The organism is Flavobacterium sp. CG_23.5, from assembly GCF_017875765.1.
Taxonomy (GTDB): domain Bacteria; phylum Bacteroidota; class Bacteroidia; order Flavobacteriales; family Flavobacteriaceae; genus Flavobacterium.
Window position 1 is genome coordinate 2,088,531 of the sequence record NZ_JAGGNA010000001.1, and the last position, 22,014, is coordinate 2,110,544.

Sequence of the window (22,014 nt, forward strand, 5' to 3'; positions counted from 1 at the left end):
ACAAATGCTTACAAACAAAAAAACGAAAATTGTAGCCACACTTGGGCCTGCATGTAGTACCAGAGAGATTATTAAAGAAATGATTGAAGCAGGTGTAAACGTGTTCAGAGTAAATTTTTCTCATGCTGACTACGAAGATGTAAAAGAAAAGATTAACCTAATACGAGGTTTAAATGAAGAGTTTGGTTACACTACTGCAATTCTTGGAGATTTACAAGGTCCTAAACTTCGCGTAGGAGTTATGGAAGAAGGTGTAGTCGTTCACGATGGTGATTTAATTACATTTACTACTGCCGAAGATATTATAGGAACTGCTAAGAAGGTTTTTATGAAGTATAAAGAATTTCCAAATGATGTTAATCCTGGCGAAAGAATCTTACTTGATGATGGAAAACTTATTTTTGAAATTGTTGAAACGGACAAGAAAACAGAAGTTGTTGCCCGAGTAATTCAAGGTGGTGAATTAAAATCTAAAAAAGGAGTTAATCTTCCTAACACAAAAATATCTTTACCTGCAATGACAGAAAAAGATATTGCAGATGCTATTTTTGCTATTGGACAAAATGTAGATTGGATTGCACTTTCATTTGTGAAAACTCCAGAGGATTTGCAACAATTACAAGAATTAATAGCTAAACATTCTGACTATAAAATTCCAATTATCGCCAAAATCGAAATGCCAGAAGCATTAGAAAACATCGATAAAATCGTTGCTTATTGTGATGGTTTAATGGTAGCTCGTGGAGATTTAGGTGTTGAACTTCCAGCACACGAAGTACCTCTTGTTCAAAAAGAATTGATTCGCAGAGCAAAAACCGCTAGAATTCCGGTAATTGTAGCTACGCAAATGATGGAAACAATGATTACCAGCTTGACGCCAACACGTGCCGAGGTAAATGATGTTGCTAATTCAGTTATGGATGGTGCGGATGCCGTAATGCTATCTGGCGAAACGGCAACAGGTAATTATCCTGTTCAAGTAATCCAAAAAATGACTCAAATCATTGAAGCTGTAGAGGATTCACCACTAATTCGTGTTCCACAAAATACACCACAGATAAAAACAAAACGTTTTATTACAAAAACTATTTGTCATCATGCTGCAATTATGGCTAATTCCATACAAGCAAAAGCGATTTGTACCTTGACCAACAGTGGATACACTGCATTTCAAATCTCGGCTTGGAGACCAAACGCACATATATTAGTTTTTACTTCGAATAAAAGAATCCTTACTCAACTTAATTTATTATGGGGCGTAAAATCATTCTTCTACGAAAAAAATGTAAGTACGGACGATACCGTAATTGACATCAACGAAATTGTTAAAGTTAAAGGTTTCGTGAAAAAAGGGGATTTCCTTATCAACTTGGCAGCAATGCCCATAAAAGATAAAGGAATGGTAAACACCTTAAGAGTTTCTGAAATAGAATAGAAAGCTATTGACTCAATATTTAGAATCCGTCTCGTTGAAAATATGAGACGGATTTTTTATTGCAAAATATATTTTTATGAATCAATGTATTTCTATTTTTTATTCGAAAAAAATTAAGACATAATAAACATTCATCTGTAAAATATAATTTATATTTGATGTATAAAAATCTTATCTCCTATGAGTTTAAATTCGAAAAATCCATTTTTAAACAATAAGTCTTTTTCATCCACAGCAGTATCTAGAAAAGACGAAGTCCACAATGCCACTTTAATTGATTACAATCAAGAAATGACCTTGTCAGGGACAATAAATAAAACCATTATCCTGTTTTTACTTCTTACCGCCTCAGCAATGGTGATTTGGTGGATGGCTTTTAATGGCCTGAATCCAATAGTTCCCGCAATAGGGGGCGCAGTTGTAGGGCTAATTTTGGTTCTTATCGCGGCTTTCAAGCCACAATATTCCCCTTATTTAGCTCCAGGTTATGCATTATTTGAAGGATTGTTCATTGGTGGTGTTTCTGCCATATTTGAAGCCCGATATCCCGGAATTGTAATACAGGCAGTAGGTGCAACTTTTGTGACTTTTATGGTATGTCTGGGTTTGTATAAATATAAAATTGTAAAGGTAACGGAGCAGTTTAAGTCGGTTGTGATGGCAGCAACACTTGCTATCGCCACCTATTATTTAATTTCTTGGCTGTTTTCCATGTTCACGAGCTTTGTGCCGGTACATTATGGTAATTCATTGATGAGTATCGGTATCAGCGTTTTTGTTATTGTAATCGCCGCTTTAAATCTGTTTTTGGATTTTGACAGAATAGAACAAGGAACGGAACAAAAAATGCCAAAATACATGGAATGGTATGGTGCAATGGGCTTGATGATCACCTTAGTGTGGTTGTATATTGAGTTTTTACGATTACTATCTAAACTGAATAGCAAAAACTAATTGCAGTTTTAATATAAAATACTAAAAAACCTTTCTTGACAGAAAGGTTTTTTTTATGCTGCTTTTTCAAAAGCAATGTAATGACTTAATTTTCCTTTCAAATCAAATATCGGAAAGCCCTTTATCAAGCAATAGTAAATCTCACCACTTTTCTTATAATTTAAAACCGTTTTTTCGAATACTTGCTGTAATTGTATTGCTTCATTTATTTCACTCGAAATCTGTCTGTCAGTCGCTTTGCCTTGAAACATTTTGGGACTATTACCCACAACTTCATCAACTAAATAGCCGTTCATTTTCACCATATTATGTGATGCAAAAACAATTTTCAGTTTAGCATCCGTAACTATTATTACTTCCTCTTCTAATCTTGTTTTTAGATCCCAATCCTGCAGACTCCACTTACTTTGAGCAGCAATTTCTCTTAATTTATACAAATCTAAAAACGAGTCCCTTAATTCATTTAAAAATTCATAATGAAAATTTAAAGAAAAAACGGGAAGTGTTTTTATTCGTAAATCACTATAATACTTTACTATAGCGTCATCATATTGTTTTAAATTGCTCATGATTAATTGATTATACAATCAAATGTAAAAAAAATAATGAAGAAACAATTCTAATTATACCGTTTTAACCATTGTTGAACGAGCCTTTACCATATTAAAAATCAAATTTCAACTGAACTACTAGGAATTTTTTCTCTTCGGTATTTAAATTACTCAGTGAAATTCCAAGTAATCGCACGGAATCTTTCATTCGTTCCTGATATAATAACTCTTTTATAATTTCTAAAATTATTCCTTTATCAGATATAAAATAGGGTACCGTTTTACTTCTGGTTTGTTGGGTAAAATCGCTGTATTTTATTTTTAATGTAACTGTTTTTCCGGCAACATTGTGCTTCTTCAATCGTCTTTCTAGTGCATTTGCAATAATTTCCAACTTTTCCAACATGAAGATTTCAGAGGACAGATTGACATCAAACGTATGTTCGGCCGCCACTGATTTTGTAATTCGGTTTGATTTTACCTCACTGTTATGAATCCCCCGTACCACATTAAAGTAGAAATTTCCTGATTTCCCAAAATGTTTCTCCAGAAAATCCAAAGACTTACTTTTTAAATCCACACCGGTAAAAATTCCTAACTGGTACATTTTTTCGGTGGTGACTTTTCCCACACCATAAAACTTCCTAATGGGTAATTCTTCAAGAAAAGAAATAACTTCATCGGGATTAACTGTTTTTTGCCCATTCGGTTTGTTATAGTCACTGGCTATTTTTGCAACAATCTTATTAATTGATATTCCTGCCGAAGCCGTTAAACCTACTTCATTGAATATGCGTAATCGGATTTCTTCTGCCAATAAAGAAGCACTAGGATTCCCTTTCTTGTTTTTGGTCACGTCAAGATACGCCTCATCAAGGGAAAGCGGCTCTACCAAATCCGTGTACTCATGAAAAATTTTTTGAATCTTAGCTGAAATTTCTTTATACCTTTCAAATCTTGGTGTGACAAAAATGAGCTCGGGGCAGTTCTTCTTGGCCATCACTCCACTTATAGCACTTCGAACACCAAATTTTCTAGCTTCGTAGCTTGCCGCAACCACTACACCTCGGTTTTCCGAACCACCTACTGCAACGGGTTTGCCTCTCAATAACGGATTATCCATTTGCTCTACGGAGGCATAGAAAGCATCCATATCGATGTGTATGATTTTCCTATTTGGATTTGAAGCTTCCATCCTATACTAATTGCATGTGTAGTCTTTTTATAAAATAATTTACAAAGGACTTTAAATTATTCTTTTACTTCTGAACTCAGATAGTTTTCAACTATTACTGATTTATTTTTTTTCTCTGTTGGAAAAAAGAAACTGACAGGTCTTGCTTTAAAATGATTCCAAATCGAGGCAACAACAAATTTTACTTCGAATAATGAAATAGCTCTCGAACGGAAAGCTAGTCCCAATGACAGACTAAAACTAACCATAAAATTGACCAAACCTATAATCCCGATTCCAAATATACCCCAGAATAACATAGAATTACTAACCGCATAATTTGCTCCATACAAACCTAAAGCTAAATTTCCACTGGCAAAAGTAATATGTCTAATATCCAGATTTAATCCTAGAAACAGGCCAATCGAACCAATACTCCCCATAAAAATACCAAACCAGAAATTAGATATAACTCCTGCCCACCTTTTTTCATACAGTTTTGCTAATTTCAACGTACGTACTTTTCCTAAACTCCTTTTCAGTCCAGGATGTTCCGCAATACGAAAATAAACCTGATTGTGTTTGTCTCTATTGGCAATACTTCCTGAAATGATACCGGATAAGAATAGAAATACACCGGCAATAGCTGAGTGAAGAATCGCTAACGAATGAATGGGACTTAAATCAGTGAGTAAACTCTCCCATTTTGTTGCGGCAATATTATAATCCAAAGTATAATCAATCAGCCAAATTCCTAACAATGAAATAGGAAAAGCCATAATTACATTTCCTACAAACGCGATAAACTGAGACCGAAACACACGTGCGAAAAGAATAGCAAATGCTTCGTATTTTTCAGAATCCTTACCTTGTTTAATTAACCCTTCTTCCAGTGCTTTTATTAAGGCAGAAGCAGTCATGGCTGGTTGCTTAGTTGCCAAAGTAAAACCAAAAAGGTAAATGGCAATAAATCCAAAGGCATAATTCATACTATAAAAAAAAGCATGACCAAAGTAACTCGCTTCCACTTTAGAGAGCAATACCTTAATAACACATAATATTCCCACTATAAGCCCACCGCCCAAAGCCGTACGGAACATTTTAAAATATTCGCTTCGGGTTTCTGTAATATAATGCTCTCCGGTCTTTGCGGTATGTTGCGTTATTTCATAGGAAATCAGCTGGGTACTTTCGGCAATAAATTTTCGAACATTATTTTTATAACAATTGTACTTGATTAATTGTAAAGCCAATGCGATTCCGTTTGTTTTTTTATCATTCTCTTTTTCAATAATTAATAGCGGAATTAAATATTTTAGTCTAATTAATTGCTGCCTGATTTTTAATAAATTCTGGTTCACTCGAAGTGAAATTCCGTATTTAGAACTATTATGGAATGCTTTATCAACGAATTCTTCGCACTGTTTATGTAAAACCAATAGCTGAGCATAGGACAAATCATCTCGATTAATATAATGATGTTCTGAAGATCGAATCTTCTCTTCAATTAGCAGTAATTCTCTTTCAAATGCACCAAAAGGACTTTCGAAATCGTCAAATTCAGGCACCATTTTAAGCACATCGGTTTCCATGGCACGACCACTAATTCGTTGTGTAATCAATGACATTGCTACCAACAGTTCTGACAAACTTGAATTAGGTTCTGTAGTCTCGTAAATTGAATTAAATTCTAATAATACATACAATTCTTCTAATTGATTGAACGGTATTCTATTAACCCAAATCGAATCATCTGCTTTATAAAAAACCTGGTTAAGAATGTATTCTAAAGTATTTTTCTGTGGCTGATAGGGCAGGAATTTTGCGAAAATTCTTTTTTTAACTTCAAAAATAAAATCTACATCTTGCAATATAGCAGCATCAGAAAGGATTTTATTAAACTTTTTGTCTTGTAAAATTTCTTTAATGTAAATAGAAAACTGCTTACGGCAAAAATCATTTTCTTTTAAAAAAAAAATAATTTCCTGCAAGTTAATGGTTTGGATTTTCTTGATTTTTGACGGCCGAATGAGTCGAATCAATCTAACTAAAACTTCTAAATCATCTTCCTTTTTAAGCCAAGACTGACTTTCGTCAAAAGAAGAAGCTATTAATCCTATTGGAGTTATTTTGGATTTTTCTTTAAAAAATAATTTCATTATTATATGGTCGATTTTTGTAAAAATACGATTTGACCTATCATTATTCACTAACTAAATCATAAAAGATGTTGCCAATCCCAGGATTAGAAAATAATATAAAAAAAATCAGAGCATCATTCTGATAAAAATCAAGACGATAACGCTATCCTGTGAAGCAATTTGAAGAATATAACTAATCATCGTACAAATATTTTATACCTTTGAGTTACACTTATATATAATAGTCCGAGTAATCTTGGATAAGTATAAAAAAATATAGCCAACTTCTGTTTTTGAATTGAAACTGAAAGAGAATAAAACACAATACCATCAATAGCATTCCCGATAAACATGATAGAAATAGAAAAGAAATTCTTGGTTTTAAACGACTCCTTTAAGGCAGCAGCTTTTATTAAAAATCGTATTGCACAAGGATATTTAAGTTCAGTTCCGGAACGCACGGTAAGAGTACGCATAAAAGGAAATAAAGGCTATTTGACCATAAAAGGAATTTCAAACGATACGGGAATGTCTCGTTTTGAATGGGAAAAAGAAATTCCTATTAATGATGCTCAAAAACTACTGCTTTTATGCGAAAAAGGAATCATCGACAAAACTAGATTTGAGGTGAAACTAGGGAATCACATTTTTGAAGTGGACGAGTTTTATGGCGAAAACGAAGGTTTAATTATGGCTGAAATTGAACTTGAATCTGAAACCGAAACTTTTGTAAAACCCGAATGGTTGGGTGAAGAAGTGACAAATGATAAACGATATTATAATTCCCATCTCAGCAATAACCCATACAAAAAATGGTGATTTAATCATTCAAAACCGCAATCGTTACGCGCATTGCTCCATCATCATGACGAGATGCAATATCCTTAAATGCTCTTTTTGACAAATCTATTTCCCGTGACTTAACAAATGGACCTCTATCTGTAATTTCAACAATTACGGATTTACCATTGGCTTCATTAGTCACTTTCACTTTTGTTCCAAAGGGTAATTTTTTGTGGGCTGCAGTATATTTATTGTTGTCGAATTTTCTTCCACTTGTTGTTCTTCTTCCATTAAATTTATCAGCATAATAAGAAGCATGAGCATCGGTTTTGTAAACTTTAAATTTTCCTACTACGACCATAATCGTATCTGAAATAACTTCCTTGTTTCCAAACACCGTTTTACTTTTCTTAAGAGTGTCCTTTTGAACAACAGATTTTTGTTTATCTTTTTTTGAACTTTGACTGCTACCTAATCCAATAATTGCTAGCAAAAAAAATAATGTAATTAATTTCTTCATGTATTCTTCTTTTAGTTAATCTATTTTACAAAAACCATACCTAGATAGAAAAAGCTCTATTTCTAGAGCTTTAACGGGTTTTTAAAACCACATAGACCATGGAATTCTACTCAATATAAGTAGCAATCCTAAACCATAAAAAATAGAAAATGTTTTAAATTTTGATTCGCTAGTCATCAATTTTTTATGTTTAGACCAACCTATGGTGATCAAAGTAATACCTATAATATTTATTAATGGATGTTCTAATGAAGTCAATCGCAACGCTTTATCTGACATTTGTCCGAATGAAGCAAAACCTAATGGCGAAACAAAATATAGAATAAAACCAATCAATAGCTGAGTATGTATTCCTATTAAAGCAAATAAGGCAATTTTTCTATCTTTTGCGGTAAATTCCTTTTTAGAAGACATCCCTATAAATGAATTAACCACTGCAACCACTAATAATAAAAGTGCTAAATAAGCCCAACCAGAATGAAATTTTTGAATAAATTCGTACATAAATAAAGTTTTTGTTTTAACAAATATAAGAAAAAAAGGCATAAAAAAACCACGCTTTTGAGGCGTGGTTATTAAATATCAAATAAGTTTAAAGAAAATTATTTTCCAAAAATATATCTAAGTGTAAATTGTGCTTGCCAAACATCAAAAGTTGAAGCATTTTTTTGGAAGGTATCTTTAATTAAAGTTTTTGTTCCTGCAACATCTGTTTGAGTTGTTAATTGGTAGAAAGGCACATTTGCAGTTGTAGTTACGTAGCTCAATACATTTGAATTTGTAACTCTTTGTGTAACACCCCAATCTTTATTCAACATATTGGTAAAGTTTAAGATATCAGCTCTGAATTGGAAAGCATTCTTTTTGCCAGCTATTTTCAAGAAAAAATCTTGAGTAACTGATAAATCTAATCTATGTAACATAGGGATGACAGCTCCATTTCTCTGAGCATATTGACCTCTTCTTGTAGAAAGATATTTATCTTGGTTAATGTAAGAATCAAAAGCTTGTTGTTGTTGTGCTTCAGTGTATACTGTTACTACATTTGCTCCATTTACTACATTTGTAACTGATAATGGTTGAAAACGAATTTGATTCGCATTATTTGGTACAAATAATAAATCATTTCCATTTACTCTATCACCATTCATATCGCCATTATAGGCATAAGAGATTCCTCCTGATTGTTCTCCAATATAACCTAAGTTAATTGAAGTAGCAGCTCCAAGTTTATCACCGTACTCAATTTTATATCCTAATATACCAACAATTCTATGCGGTGTATTGTTACTAGATAATGATAATGGTAAGTCATTATTACCGTTTACTGATCTAGCTCCAGTCCAAGAACCAGAAGCAATAGAACCTGCTGATAATAAATCATTAGCACTTGAATGTGTATAGGCTGCAGATCCCCAAAGACCTTTCTTGTATGGATATTCTAATTTAAATGTTGTAGAGTAAAAATATCCTTTATTCGTATTTGTTAATACGACTGCACTTGAAACATTGTCATTAATTCTAACTCCGTTGTCATTACGCGCATATCTTGGTCTTGTATCAGGACCACTGAAATTTCCAACTGGAGTTTCAAAATTTGCATTGTAGTAATGAATCGCATTGATGTTTGATTGGAAAATACCTTCAATCGTTCCTACAAAACCTAAAGGAAGCTTTTGATCAACTGCTATATTTGTTTTCCAAACTTGTGGAAACTTAAATTTTTTGTCTGTAAACGCTAATTCAAAAGTAGAGGGAAGCGTAGGTGTAGCAGGAATAAAATAATCGTTTGGATTTGGTGTAAAACCGTATCCACCTGCTGCAATTGCAGCGCCACTCACATCAACAAAACCTGTAAGAACACCGTTATTACCAATAGCATTAGATAAGAAAACCGATGGAGCTCTTCCTGTAAACACACCACTACCTCCACGAACTTGTGTTGTAGCATCTCCAGTTACATCTAAATTAAAACCAATTCTAGGCTCAAACAAATACTGAGTATTTGGCATATCACCAGTGTTGAATTTTTCTCCGTTAGCAAAAGTCATTGCTGTAACTTTTGGATTCTCAAGTGCTGTATCAGCAAACCAAACAGCTGAAGCACGAAGTCCTAAAGTAACTCTAAGTTGATCCGAAACTTTAATTTCATCTTGAGTATACAAGTCAAGTTTATTTGACTTCAAAATTTGCAAAGGCTCTTTAGCACCAGCCAAAGCTGAATATCTAAACTGAACACGATCAATACCAGAGACAATTGTAGATGGCGCACCACCATTAAGAGCTGATTGATTAGCCGCTTTATAAAATTGATCCAATGAATTAAAAACATACACTCCATTAGAACCAGAGAAAAACAAATTACTTGATTTAAAGTACTCAAAGTTACCACCAAATAATAAAGAGTGTTTCCCTATTGTTTTAGTCAAATTGTCAGTAAAGTGTAAAGTAGAATAAGATAATTTATTCCCTTGAGTAAAAGGATCTAAACCCGCAGAAATAAGATTAGATGTTCCTGCTGTAACAACTCCAGTAACTGGATTGACTGATCCGTTTTTTATATCAATAGTAGGAAACAAACCTCCACCTTGTAAGGCTCTATCTTCAATTTGTTTGTCATAACCTGCGATGAAGTTATTGTACCATGAATTACTTAATTTACTGTTCAATTCAACAACTATCGATCTCGTATTATCTTGAATAACATATCCGCTGTTTTGAAAAGACATTGCAAGTGCGCTAGTTCTTCTGTTACCAAATCCTAAAGAGTTAGAATTTGACGTTAACTCATCTGATGAAGAGTTATGAAACACGTAACGAGCCGTAAGTTTATGATTGTCGTTGATATTCCAATCTAATCTTGTAAGGAATTTTTTCGAAACTTTTGCAGCATCATAGTTTTCCCAAGGACCTGTTGTATAATTAAATTTGTCTTTCAAAAAAGTTGAAAGTGTTTGCATTTGAGCAAATGTAGGTGCAGAAACTTGAGCACTTGGCTGTGGTGAACCTGTAGAAGTCCAAGTCGTAGCCGGGCTAGTATTCTCTATTGTTTCAAAATTTCCAAAAAAGAATAATTTGTCTTTAATGATTGGTGCTCCAATTCTGGCTCCCCAAACAGTTTCATTAAATTTTCCTGGTACTATTACTCTATCTCCCGCTTTAGTTCCAATAAAATTCTTTTTGTTATTACGGAATGAGTTATAAACAGAACCTTCAATTTCATTAGTTCCACTTTTTGTTACCGCATTAATTCCTGAACCAAGGAAACCTGATTGACGTATGTCAAAAGGAGCAATATTTACTTGTAATTGCTCAATTGCATCTAAAGAAATAGCGGTTGAACCAGTTCTACCTCCCGCTTGTGAATCATTTCCAAGACCGAAACCATTATTAAATACAGATCCGTCAATTGTAAAATTGTTTAATCTTGAATCCTGACCTCCAAAACTACCATTAGCTCCTGCATTTGCATTGTACTTAGTGATTGCATTAATCGATCTTGCACCTGTCACAGGAACAGCTGTTAATTCTCTATTTGAAAATTGTTGTGAAGCTCCAGTTCTTCCTTTATTGAAAGCTCCTTTTGATTTTGTACTTACAACTACAACTTCTTTTAAAGCATTTGATTCTTCCTGAACAACAATGTTTACATTTAAGTTACTACCTAATGGCGCATTGATATCAGTAATCTCTGTTGTTTTGTAACCAACATAAGTTACTTTTACAGTATAAGGACCTCCTGGTCTAATTCCTTGAACTGCATATCCTCCTTTAGAATCTGTAGTTGAAAAATATTTTGTTCCAGTTGGCTTGTGTATAACCTCTACTGAAGCAGCTGGCAAGGACTCGCCAGAACTTGATTTAACCGTACCAGACATTGCAGAACTAGTTACCTGCGAATGACCAACAACCGATAAAAAAATAATCAAAATAAAAATAATTCTTTTCATTTTTGCTTTTTTGTTTAGTTTAAAAATATTTGGCAAAAATATAACATTTTTACTTTCAAAAGTTAACACAACGTTAATAAAGTGTGTTTTTTTCGTCGTTAATTTACTATTAAATGTTATTAATAAATATATTGTTAAAAAAAATAATTTATTCCAATTTTAGACACATAACATTGAATATTAGATAAAAAAATAACATTTTAAAATAAATAAAAAAATATAAAATGATTTTTCAAAAAACTACTAATAAGCCACTTATGTACAGAAAACCCTGATTTTGTGTGAAATCAGGGTTTTTCTATGAAGTTATTTGTAAAAAAAATGAGTGCTATTTATTCTTTAAAAAATAATTCAATAAAAATGCAGTTGAACTATCGTGATTCTTTACTTCTTCAGTATTGATTTCATTTAAAATTGAATTGGCTAATTGCTTTCCAAGTTCAACACCCCATTGATCAAAACTAAAAATATTCCAGATAATTCCCTGAACAAAAATCTTGTGCTCGTATAATGCAATTAAAGAACCTAAGGATTTTGGTGTCAATTTTTGTATTAAGATGGTATTTGTGGGTTTGTTTCCTGTAAAAACTTTAAATGGCAAAAGAAATTTTGCCTTATCCGCCGAGAGTCCTTGTTTGTCAAATTCTGCTTGCACTTGTTCTTTTGTTTTTCCGTGTAATAAGGCTTCGGTTTGAGCAAAAAAGTTAGACATCAATTTATCGTGATGATCTTCATCACCGTATAATGGTTTTATGAATCCAATAAAATCAGTAGGAATCAATTTTGTTCCTTGGTGAATTAATTGAAAAAAAGCATGCTGAGAATTGGTTCCTGGTTCACCCCAAATAATAGTTCCTGTTTGATAGTTTACCGGTTTTCCATCTCTACCAACACTTTTTCCATTACTTTCCATAGTTCCTTGCTGTAAGTAAGGCGCTAATTTTTGTAAATATTGTGTATAAGGAATCAAAGCTTCGCTTTCGGCACCAAAAAAATTATTATACCAAATGCTCAGTAAGGCTAATATTACGGGGATATTTTCGTCAAAATCTGCGCTTTTGAAATGTTCATCCATTTCATTTGCACCAGCTAATAATTCGTCAAAATTTTCAAATCCCACGGCCAAGCTTATTGAAAGACCAACGGCGCTCCATAATGAAAATCGTCCGCCAACCCAATCCCACATAGGAAATACATTGTCTGGATTTATACCAAATTCGGTTACTTTTTCAATATTGGTAGAAACGGCAACAAAATGCTTGGCTACATCTTCTTGATTCGCTGATTGTAAAAACCATTTTCTAATCGTTTCAGAATTAGTTAATGTTTCTTGAGTAGTAAATGTTTTGGAAACAATAACAAACAGCGTAGTTTCAGGATTTAATTTTTTTATAATTTCATTCACATGATCGCCATCAACATTCGATACAAAATGAACGTTTAAATGATTTTTGTAGAATTGTAATGCTTCAACTGCCATTGCAGGTCCTAAATCTGAACCACCAATGCCTATATTTACAACATTTGTAAAAGGTTTACCTGTATAGCCGACTCTTTGGCCAGAGACAACTTCATTGGTAAATGATTTTATTTTATTTTTTACTTCGTAAATTTCAGGAACCACATTTAGACCGTCAACTTTTATAATAGCTGATTTTTTAGCCCTTAAAGCTGTGTGAAGGACCGCTCTGTTTTCAGTCTGGTTTATAATTTCACCATCAAAATACTCGTTTATGGCACTTTTAAGTCCTACTTCTTCTGCCAAGTCAAGCAATAATGCAATCGTTTCCTCATTGATTATATTTTTCGAATAATCAATTAAAAAATCATTCCATTTTAAATTGAATTTTTCTGTTCTTGAAGCATCTGATTGAAACATTTCTTGCATGGAAGCTGTTTGCATTTCATTATAATGCAATTCAAGTTTCTTCCAAGCTATGGTTTCTGTTGGGTTTATTGTATTTAAAGCCATTTATATTTGGATTGTAGTTGTATTTAATTTTTGGCAAAAATACTGAAATTAGTTTTAATGAAAAACGGGTTTACAATTATATAACAATTTAGAATAATTTTGCCAAATAAGTGAAGTTCGAAATTGACTGAAAGTAATCTCAATAGAATAAAGAAAGGCCATTAAATCAAATTACAAATTAGAAACACTGTCTAATTCCCATTTTAAAGGAGCAATTGTCTTTAAAAAACGGCTTTTGTTTCCGCCGCTCATAGGTTCCCCATTAGGCAACTTAAGCCTTAAAGCATCCACTTGAACGCCATTTTTCCAAAAACGATAGCATACATGAGGACCTGTCGCCAAGCCGGTGCTACCCACTCGCCCTATTACTTGACCTTGATTGACATGTTGACCACGTCTCACCAAAATTCTCGACATGTGCAAGTATTGTGTGGAATAGGTCCCATTGTGTTTTACTTTGACAAAATTCCCATTACCCGCCGTAAAACCAGTTTGTTCAACTGTTCCCGCAGCAGTGGTAGAAATAGGTGTTCCGTATGGTGCCGCATAATCCGTACCTTTATGTGCTTTCCACCTATGTTGCACAGGATGGAATCGATTAGTTGAAAACCGAGAGGAAATTCTACTGAATTTAATAGGCGTTTTAAGAAAGAAATTCTTTAAAGTCTTGCCTTCTTCATCATAATACTCAATCTTACCTGAAGATGAATTTTGAGCATAAGGAAACGCATAAATAATTTTTCCTTTGTATTCAAAAAATGCTGCCTCTAGGTTCTCGACCCCATCATATATAGTGTCATTTATAAATCGTTCTTTGAATGTGATACCAAATCGGTCCCCTTTTTTAAGTTTAAAAAAATCAATAGACCAAGCAAAAATTTTAGAAATTTTGCTAGCCATTGAACCTTCTACCTTGGCATTCTCAAGAGTCTCGGATAAGGATCCCTTTAATAAACCTCCTATTGTGCGGCTTTTAAACGTCAGCGGATATGTTTTTTTATAGGCAACAATGGCTGTATCTCGTAAATCAACAACGTAATAATGCATTACATCCGGTTGATAAATAAAAACCAGTAATTTGTTGGTTTTGTTTTTGGATCTCAGTAAGGTATATGGTCTGTTTATTCTAATAGTTTTGACATCAAATGAGTCTTTAACTTTTTTTGCAATATCAAATACTTTTCTGTTCCCAATGTTTTGATTTTGTAAAATAGTACTAAAACTGTCTCCCTTTTTTATCGTGTCTTTAATCACATTAAAATCAGAATATTTAAATCCAAATTCAACTTTTTTGGATACAGGTTTTACAATTTCATCATCAAATGTAACCTCAGTTTTTTTGCACGATACTAATGAAAATAATACTATGATAATAATTAATACTTTTTTCAAACTGTAATTCATATTGTAATTTAAATTATTTTTCTTCTCCCCAATTCGCCAACTCAGCAGCGGTCCATAATTCAGGGAAAAATATTCTTCGTTGGTATTTTGGATGCATGTATTTCTTCCAGTCACTACCACCTGTCGCTTCTCCATCACCTTTCCCACTTTGATCAATATATTTTTTTGCCGTGTTTAGATGTTGCATCACCCACGTAATATTTACCGTGTGATCATAATGACGCATGGCTGTAATTAATTCTGGATTTTTTTGATCTGCGTCTGGAAGTTGTTTGAATTTCTGCCAAATATTTATGGTGTTATATTCTTCCATGTGACCTAAAAACATTTTTTTGTATTTTCTTTCAAATTCCTCCAAAAGGAATGATTTTTTACCTGTTTTATAATCTTTACCAGCTGCTTGCCAATACAAATGTTCGAAAGCAAATTCATAAGGTGTGTTTCTATCAATCGTGTCTCTATAGCGATGATCAATAAGATTTATTAGATCTGTAGAAGAAAACTCAATTAAGCGGTATTGTGCGCTTTGAAAACCGCTTGCAGGTGTAAGCGTATTTCTAAATTTCATATATTGCTCCACTTCCATTCCATCTCCCATAATACTGAAAGAGGTTGTCAGCATATCAAAATACCGACTAACTCTCATTAACCTTTCGGTAAAAAAATCAGTTTGAATGTTTTGTGCGTACGAAATTTGATTCATTTCCCAAAGTATCATCTTAAATATCAGTTCGTTTACTTGATGATACATGATGAAAACCATTTCATCCGGAAGTGTTGTTCTTTGAATTTGAAGATTTAATAATGCATCCGTTTGAATATAATCCCAGTAAGTTATAGGTTTCGACCAAAGTAATCCTTCTAGTTGCGTCTCGGTCTTCTGGTTTATTGCTTGATATTTAAGTTCAATTTCTTTTAAAATCACTTCTGCATTATCACTATTGTTCATTATCTTTTTATTTTAAACGGATTCTTCAATCCTTTGAATGCGTCCAAATCTGCTTTGATTGATCCTACAGCAAGACTTGCTTTGATACGCAACGGTAATTTATTATCGTCGTCTGAAATCCAAACGGTTAGACTTTCTTCTTCTTTAAAAACACGTCCCGATTGAACCAAAGGTCTAAAAATCATAGCGGAAACAACGCCAAATTTAGTTGTAATATCCTCACGTCCAATAAATTTTAACTTAAACTTTGTAGTTTCATTATCAAAAAACATATCAATCGAGATTGCTTCTCCAACCCTCAATTTATCAATGCCGGGATAATTTCTTAAATAATAGAAGGCCGACAAGATGTCTTGAGTGTTTTTTGGAATGATAAGTGTTTTTTCGGTTTTGTGCTTATAATCTTTAACCAGAATTCGATTGGCACTTTGATTAAAAAAACCTTCTTGATTTTTAGTATAACCTCCTTCGTTAATCTTTCTTACAAATTGATTTGGATTTCCGGATTCCTTATCAATGTAGCTTTCATATAAATCATCCACTTTAAAGAAAAATCGAGACATACCAGTAGTAAACCCTTTCCCTATCACATGAAAAGATTTTCTGTTATTTACTGTGGCATCTTTAACCTCCAAAGTTGCGTAACCCGCGTTTACAACACCGTAATGGATTCTAAATTTAAACCATTCACCCGCTTCGTAAGCATCTTCTTTAGGAGAATCAAAACTAACAGTTGTAATCAGTATTAAGAGTAGTAGTATTTTTTTCATTGCTTTTTTATGTCAGATTAATGACCGTAACTGCAAATTTTGTTCCAAATATATTAAAACAAAAAAACTCAGTCAAATAATGACTGAGTTTTTATGCTATTAACTAACCAAAAAACTATAAATTATGAAATTTATATCAATTTAGGAAGGAAACCACCCCTTCCTGTTTTGCGAGTGCAAAGGTAATTAACAAACCCAGTATTTCTTAGTTAAAAATATACTTTAACACAATATATGCAAAAAAACATACCGTTCATCGGTTAAAATTTCACATTATATAAAAATAACGCGTTTCTATAGCGTTCCTCGCAATGCCTGTTCTCTTTCAATTGACTCAAAAAGCGCCTTGAAGTTACCCGCACCAAAACCTTTGGCTCCCATTCTTTGAATAATCTCAAAAAACAATGTTGGTCTGTCTTGCACTGGTTTTGTAAATATTTGCAACAAATATCCTTCTTCATCGGCATCCACCATGATTGCTAGCTTCTCGATTTCGTTTAAATCTTCTTTCATCATTTTCATGTGATCTCCCAAACGTTCCGGAATTGCCTCATAATAAGTATGCGGAGGAGCCGACAAAAATTCGATTCCTCTTGCTTTCAATTGCGATACTGTTTTGATAATATCATCTGTTGCAATGGCGATATGCTGAATTCCAGGTCCACCATAAAAGTCTAAGTATTCCTCGATTTGTGACTTTTTCTTTCCTTCGGCGGGTTCGTTGATTGGAAATTTGATTCGTCCGTTTCCGTTAGACATTACCTTACTCATCAACGCCGAATATTCAGTGTTAATCTGTTTGTCATCAAAAGAAAGGAAATTCACAAATCCCATTACGTCTTCATAGAACTTAACCCAAGTATTCATTTCATTCCAACCTACGTTACCCACCATGTGGTCTATGTATTTTAATCCTGTTGGTTCTGGATTGTAATCGGATTTCCATTCTTTATACCCTGGTAAGAAAACACCGTTATAATTTTTGCGTTCTACAAAAATATGAACGGTTTCACCATAAGTATAAATTCCAGAACGCACTACTTCTCCAAATTCGTCTTTCTCAACCGTTGGCTCCATAAAAGATCGAGCACCACGTTTCATTGTTTCTTCATAAGCACTGGTGGCATCTTCTACCCATAGCGCTGCTACTTTCACCCCGTCTCCATGTTTTCTCAAATGTTCGTGTATTGGAGAATCTTGTGTTAATGGCGTGGTCAACACGATGCGGATTTTATCTTGTTTCAACACATAAGAAGTTCTGTCTCTTACCCCAGTTTCTAATCCTGCATAGGCCAATGACTGGTATCCGAAAGCAGTTTTATAATAATGTGCTGACTGTTTTGCGTTTCCTACATAGAATTCTACATAATCGGTTCCTAATAAAGGAAGGAAATCTTGTGCTCCTTCAAATATTTTTTCTAGTCCGTATTCTACTGATTTTACTTCTTTTGACATGGTATTTATTTTTTGATTTGGCAAATCCAATTTTGGAACGCAGCTAATGCGGATAAAACAGATTTACAAAGATTTTAATAATTTAAAAATACATTGATATTTACACTAAAGCCCTAGCCCTGATGGAAGCGGCATCCTTTTTTGTTTTTCTTTAAAAACAAAAAAGATACAGCGGACAGCAGGAAATAGCTCCCTATTACTCCACCCAAGATTTATAATATTGACCGTCGTCTAATCCCATAGCTTCCTCGGTTACCATTAACGGGCGAAATGTATCGACCATTACGGCTAATTCGTGGGTTTCTTTATGACCAATACTACGTTCCATTGCGCCTGGCGCCGGTCCGTGAGGAATCCCTTTTGGGTGTAACGTAATATGTCCTTGCTCGATATTGTTGCGTGACATAAAGTCACCATCTACATAATATAATACCTCATCACTGTCAATATTGCTGTGATTGTATGGCGCTGGAATGGCTTTTGGATGATAATCGTACAACCTAGGAACGAACGAACACACCACGAAAGTTGCCGTTTCGAATGTTTGGTGTACCGGTGGCGGTTGGTGTACGCGTCCAGTTATGGGTTCAAAATTATGAATGCTAAATCCGTAAGGAAAATTGTAACCGTCCCAACCCACAACGTCAAAAGGATGTGTAGCATAAATTACTTCATGCATCATTCCTTCTTTCTTGATTTTGATCAGGAAATCACCTTTTTCATCATGCGTTTCTAACTCTGTTGGCAAAATAAAATCGCGTTCGCAAAACGGGGAATGTTCTAAATGTTGTCCTGAATCATTTTTATATCGTTTTGGCGTATAAAAAGGAGCGAAAGATTCTACGTAAAACAATCTATTTTCCGTCGTTTCAAAATCAATTTGATAAATCATTCCGCGTGGAATAATCAGATAATCGCCGTATTCAAAAGGAATGTTTCCCATCATGGTACGCAATTTCCCTTTTCCCTTGTGGATGAAAATCATTTCATCGGCGTCGGCATTTTTATAGAAATAATTACGCAATGATTGTCTCGGCGCAGCGAGTCCTATAGTACAGTCTTTATTGACTAACATCGCTTTGCGACTGTCCAGAAAATCGTCTTCGGGTTTTAACTCAAACCCTTTTAACAATAAAGATTTTATGTTTTTTCCAATGGCAATTTTTGGTTCCACCGAATACGATTTTGTTATTTCTTTTATTTGTGTTGGTCTGTGAACGTGATAAAGCAATGAGGAATTACCATGAAAACCCTCTGTTCCAAATAGTTGTTCGTAATACAAACCACCGTTTGGTTTTTCGAACTGTGTGTGTCTTTTTTGGGGAAAACTTCCCAATTTATGATAGATAGGCATAATTTTTTAAATTAGATAATTATACAATGAGAGATAATAAAGTATTTAGATAACGATAGAATTAGATTGATTCAAGAGAATCTCTATTTTAATTTTCCATTATCTAATTAATTTCTCATTCAGGATTTCTCTTGATAAGAAATTGCAGATATCCTAATAAACCGGTCCAAGTTGTTTTCATAATAACAAATATCGGAATTATTATTGAAATAAATTACAATTAAAACATAAACCCTATAGAAAACCAAGTATATCCTCTAGAATTTTCAGGAGACCAAGAATATTTAATTTCTACAGGTCCAATGATTGTTTCCAATCCATATCCTAGCGCGTAACCAGAATATTTAGGTATTGAAATCCAGTCTACAGTTTCAAAAAGCCTGTCTCCAATGTTAGCGAAATTTGCCGAAAAGTTGAAATGATTATTTTTGTAAAATTCGTAATCAACGGTTGCTGTAGATTTTATATAACTATTTCCTGCAATACTTAAAAAATCGTAGCCATAGAAATGTCTGAAATTATTTATCATATTGTACCCATATCCCCCCAAAAGAAAATTGAAAAAATTAACACTATCACTCCCAAAAGAAAAACCGGCTTCAGTTTGGAATTTAAAAGTCGTTTTTTTGAAAAGGGTTCCTGCTATTCCAAAATCACCTTTCGCAATAGAAAAAGGGTGAAAATTACCAGTATAATCAGAAGAGATCAAATAGGATTGAATATCTCCCGAAAAATACCATCCTTTTTTAGGGAAATATTTATCATCAAATGAGTCGTATTTCATATATCCGAATAAACTTCCGTAACTACTTTTGTCAATTATAGGATCTATATTGGCCAAGGTTTCGGATTTAATTTTCAAAAATTTATATTCTATTCCTCCTCCAATTAAAAATTTTTGTACAAATAAAGATTGGAAGTAAATTTGGTTCGTTACATCCGAAAAGTCCACATTAACGGAATTAATTCCAAGAGCCCCTAAATCTAAACTGCTTATTTCTTTGGTTACATTCCTATTGAATTGATTAAATTGTGATTTGAATCCAAAACTTAAATTAAATCCATTGTCAATATAATAATCTAAATTATATCTAAAATTATCTCCTAAAACCACATCCAATGAAGCAATGTCATTTTTAAATAAAGTTTTCTTACGGGTCAGATTAACCAAAACGGAACTTTTAAATAAGCCGTCATAATGCAATCCAAATTTCAAAAAGGATTTTGTAGAATTCTCTTGCAAAATGATATTCAGATCGTCTTTCCCGTCCGTTGGGTCTAATGAATAGGAAATCGAACTAAAATTTTGAGTAGCATTTAGGTTATTAATTCCAGTTAATAAATTATTATAAGTTGTTTTAACTCCTGGTTTGAATCTTAATTTTCCAATAACATAGTCTTTTGTATAATTTTCTAACTCATTACAGTTTATGTTTGTAATATTTAAACTGTCGCTTTCTATTTTTAATTTAGGCTTCTTATAGGGATTGGACTCGTCAACTAAGAGTTTTATTTTTTCAAATACAGCGAATGTCGCATCTTCTCCTTTTCTAATTATTTCTTTTCCTTTGTCAAATGAAATAACACCGTAATCTTTAATATCCGGTTTTATATAGATATCGGTATCTTCTATGTTTTTCTTCATTTTTTCTATCGAATGAAGATTTGTAATTTGCACCAGAATTCGTGTTGCATTTTTGAGTTGGTTCCTGCTTAATAGACCGTCCTGAACATCGACGCCTATAATAATATCCGCTCCCAGTTTTTTGACTTCCTCTATCGGATAATTGTTAGTCACTCCGCCATCTATAATTAGTTTTCCATCTATTTCTATAGGAGCAAAAACGGATGGAAATGCAGAACTGGCAATCATGGACTGCGCCAAATTACCTTTATTTAACACTACTGCTCCTCCAGTTTCTATATTAGTACCAATGCATAAAAAGGGAATGGGAAGTTTACTGAAATCTTTTACATCCCTTACATTTCTGGTCAGTCTGCTTAATAAATTATAATTGTACATCCCTTTTGACAATGCTTCGGGAATTCCTATTCTGAATTTATTAAAGGGTAAGACTAACGCATATAGTTCATCATTTCGTTTTTCATAAAAATTTTTGGACGATCTTGGGATGAAGTCATTCAATAGTTCATCAAAATTTGTTGACGTGAATATTGAATCAAGCTGACTGGCATTATATCCTGCAGCATACAATCCGCCAACAACGGCTCCCATACTAGTTCCTCCTATATAATCAATTTTAATACCGGATTCCTCCAATACTTTCAATACCCCGATATGCGCAAAGCCTTTGGCACCGCCGCCACTTAAAACTAAACCGATTTTTGGTCTTTTTTGCTCTTGCGAGAATGAATTTTGAACGACAAAGAAAATAGAAAATAGAAAATAAAAAATAGTTAAAAACCCCGCTGTTGAATGTCTTGTAAAGCCCCAGATGGCAGTAAAAAGCCTTGAAGGTAAAAAATCTATTTTTTCCTGAAAAAAAAGAGCGACCGTAGAAGCTCCTTTTTTTTTATTAGAAAAAAAGATTTTTTGCAGAAAGCTTGAAACGAACAGCTGGAATAGGCTCATAAAAAAAAC

At 33.4% G+C, this 22,014-nt stretch carries 16 protein-coding genes; 3 read left to right on the plus strand and 13 right to left on the minus strand.

Annotated features, from left to right (window positions below; genetic code table 11):
- The first annotated feature begins 4 nt into the window (after positions 1–4).
- Both pyk and H4V97_RS08970 read left to right on the plus strand, forming a co-directional pair.
- Complete coding sequence (gene pyk / locus H4V97_RS08965) at positions 5–1,435, plus strand: pyruvate kinase (RefSeq protein WP_196848783.1); 1,431 nt, start codon at positions 5–7, stop codon at positions 1,433–1,435.
- A gap of 180 nt (positions 1,436–1,615) precedes the next feature.
- Entirely contained in the window at positions 1,616–2,389 is a 774-nt protein-coding gene (locus H4V97_RS08970) for a Bax inhibitor-1/YccA family protein (protein WP_209549517.1), read from the plus strand.
- 53 nt (positions 2,390–2,442) lie between these two features.
- Here the strand turns inward: H4V97_RS08970 and H4V97_RS08975 are convergent, their stop codons facing one another.
- The 3 genes from H4V97_RS08975 to H4V97_RS08985 form a co-directional block, all read right to left on the minus strand.
- Complete coding sequence (locus tag H4V97_RS08975; RefSeq protein ID WP_209549518.1) at positions 2,443–2,958, minus strand: PAS domain-containing protein; 516 nt, start codon at positions 2,956–2,958, stop codon at positions 2,443–2,445.
- 94 nt (positions 2,959–3,052) lie between these two features.
- A complete protein-coding gene (gene dinB, locus H4V97_RS08980) occupies positions 3,053–4,135 on the minus strand; it encodes a DNA polymerase IV (protein ID WP_209549519.1) in 1,083 nt (360 codons plus the stop codon).
- Positions 4,136–4,191: 56 nt separating this feature from the next.
- Positions 4,192–6,273 carry a recombinase gene (locus H4V97_RS08985; protein ID WP_209549520.1) on the minus strand — a complete coding sequence of 694 codons (2,082 nt, stop codon included), beginning with the start codon at positions 6,271–6,273 and terminating at the stop codon, positions 4,192–4,194.
- 333 nt (positions 6,274–6,606) lie between these two features.
- Here H4V97_RS08985 and H4V97_RS08990 point away from each other — a divergent pair, with 333 nt between their 5' ends.
- Positions 6,607–7,074 (plus strand): CYTH domain-containing protein, encoded by a 468-nt coding sequence (locus H4V97_RS08990; protein ID WP_209549521.1) that lies wholly within the window; start codon positions 6,607–6,609, stop codon positions 7,072–7,074.
- A gap of 1 nt (position 7,075) precedes the next feature.
- Here H4V97_RS08990 and H4V97_RS08995 read toward each other — a convergent pair whose 3' ends face one another.
- The 10 genes from H4V97_RS08995 to H4V97_RS09040 form a co-directional block, all read right to left on the minus strand.
- Positions 7,076–7,558 (minus strand): septal ring lytic transglycosylase RlpA family protein, encoded by a 483-nt coding sequence (locus H4V97_RS08995; protein WP_209549522.1) that lies wholly within the window; start codon positions 7,556–7,558, stop codon positions 7,076–7,078.
- An 81-nt stretch (positions 7,559–7,639) separates the two neighbouring features.
- The gene (locus tag H4V97_RS09000) at positions 7,640–8,062 is read right to left on the minus strand and encodes a hypothetical protein (protein ID WP_209549523.1); all 423 of its coding nucleotides are present in this window, start codon (positions 8,060–8,062) and stop codon (positions 7,640–7,642) included.
- 98 nt (positions 8,063–8,160) lie between these two features.
- Positions 8,161–11,508 carry a TonB-dependent receptor gene (locus tag H4V97_RS09005; RefSeq protein WP_209549524.1) on the minus strand — a complete coding sequence of 1,116 codons (3,348 nt, stop codon included), beginning with the start codon at positions 11,506–11,508 and terminating at the stop codon, positions 8,161–8,163.
- A 328-nt stretch (positions 11,509–11,836) separates the two neighbouring features.
- Positions 11,837–13,480 (minus strand): glucose-6-phosphate isomerase, encoded by a 1,644-nt coding sequence (gene pgi / locus H4V97_RS09010; protein WP_209549525.1) that lies wholly within the window; start codon positions 13,478–13,480, stop codon positions 11,837–11,839.
- 171 nt (positions 13,481–13,651) lie between these two features.
- On the minus strand, positions 13,652–14,872 hold the full coding sequence (locus tag H4V97_RS09015) for a M23 family metallopeptidase (RefSeq protein ID WP_209549526.1): 1,221 nt from the start codon (positions 14,870–14,872) through the stop codon (positions 13,652–13,654).
- Between the two features lie 25 nt (positions 14,873–14,897).
- Positions 14,898–15,833, minus strand: a complete 936-nt coding sequence (locus tag H4V97_RS09020) for a tryptophan 2,3-dioxygenase family protein (protein WP_196848773.1) — start codon at positions 15,831–15,833, stop codon at positions 14,898–14,900.
- Complete coding sequence (locus tag H4V97_RS09025) at positions 15,833–16,603, minus strand: DUF3108 domain-containing protein (protein WP_196848772.1); 771 nt, start codon at positions 16,601–16,603, stop codon at positions 15,833–15,835. Before H4V97_RS09025 ends, H4V97_RS09020 begins: the two co-directional genes overlap by 1 nt.
- A gap of 294 nt (positions 16,604–16,897) precedes the next feature.
- Complete coding sequence (gene hppD / locus H4V97_RS09030; RefSeq protein ID WP_196848771.1) at positions 16,898–18,058, minus strand: 4-hydroxyphenylpyruvate dioxygenase; 1,161 nt, start codon at positions 18,056–18,058, stop codon at positions 16,898–16,900.
- Between the two features lie 196 nt (positions 18,059–18,254).
- Positions 18,255–19,412, minus strand: coding sequence for a homogentisate 1,2-dioxygenase (locus H4V97_RS09035; RefSeq protein WP_196848770.1), 1,158 nt, complete (start codon positions 19,410–19,412; stop codon positions 18,255–18,257).
- Between the two features lie 220 nt (positions 19,413–19,632).
- Positions 19,633–22,005 (minus strand): patatin-like phospholipase family protein, encoded by a 2,373-nt coding sequence (locus H4V97_RS09040; RefSeq protein ID WP_209549527.1) that lies wholly within the window; start codon positions 22,003–22,005, stop codon positions 19,633–19,635.
- Positions 22,006–22,014 lie beyond the last annotated feature (9 nt).

Bases quoted from the DNA above. Each gene is read 5' to 3' on its own strand.
- H4V97_RS09040 (WP_209549527.1), bottom strand. From the start codon at position 22,005: ATGAGCCTATTCCAGCTGTTCGTTTCAAGCTTTCTGCAAAAAATCTTT.
- H4V97_RS09020 (WP_196848773.1), bottom strand. From the start codon at position 15,833: ATGAACAATAGTGATAATGCAGAAGTGATTTTAAAAGAAATTGAACTT.
- pyk (WP_196848783.1), top strand. From the start codon at position 5: ATGCTTACAAACAAAAAAACGAAAATTGTAGCCACACTTGGGCCTGCA.
- H4V97_RS09025 (WP_196848772.1), bottom strand. From the start codon at position 16,603: ATGAAAAAAATACTACTACTCTTAATACTGATTACAACTGTTAGTTTT.
- H4V97_RS09000 (WP_209549523.1), bottom strand. From the start codon at position 8,062: ATGTACGAATTTATTCAAAAATTTCATTCTGGTTGGGCTTATTTAGCA.
- H4V97_RS08995 (WP_209549522.1), bottom strand. From the start codon at position 7,558: ATGAAGAAATTAATTACATTATTTTTTTTGCTAGCAATTATTGGATTA.
- H4V97_RS09035 (WP_196848770.1), bottom strand. From the start codon at position 19,412: ATGCCTATCTATCATAAATTGGGAAGTTTTCCCCAAAAAAGACACACA.
- H4V97_RS08975 (WP_209549518.1), bottom strand. From the start codon at position 2,958: ATGAGCAATTTAAAACAATATGATGACGCTATAGTAAAGTATTATAGT.
- pgi (WP_209549525.1), bottom strand. From the start codon at position 13,480: ATGGCTTTAAATACAATAAACCCAACAGAAACCATAGCTTGGAAGAAA.
- dinB (WP_209549519.1), bottom strand. From the start codon at position 4,135: ATGGAAGCTTCAAATCCAAATAGGAAAATCATACACATCGATATGGAT.
- hppD (WP_196848771.1), bottom strand. From the start codon at position 18,058: ATGTCAAAAGAAGTAAAATCAGTAGAATACGGACTAGAAAAAATATTT.
- H4V97_RS08985 (WP_209549520.1), bottom strand. From the start codon at position 6,273: ATGAAATTATTTTTTAAAGAAAAATCCAAAATAACTCCAATAGGATTA.
- H4V97_RS08990 (WP_209549521.1), top strand. From the start codon at position 6,607: ATGATAGAAATAGAAAAGAAATTCTTGGTTTTAAACGACTCCTTTAAG.
- H4V97_RS08970 (WP_209549517.1), top strand. From the start codon at position 1,616: ATGAGTTTAAATTCGAAAAATCCATTTTTAAACAATAAGTCTTTTTCA.
- H4V97_RS09005 (WP_209549524.1), bottom strand. From the start codon at position 11,508: ATGAAAAGAATTATTTTTATTTTGATTATTTTTTTATCGGTTGTTGGT.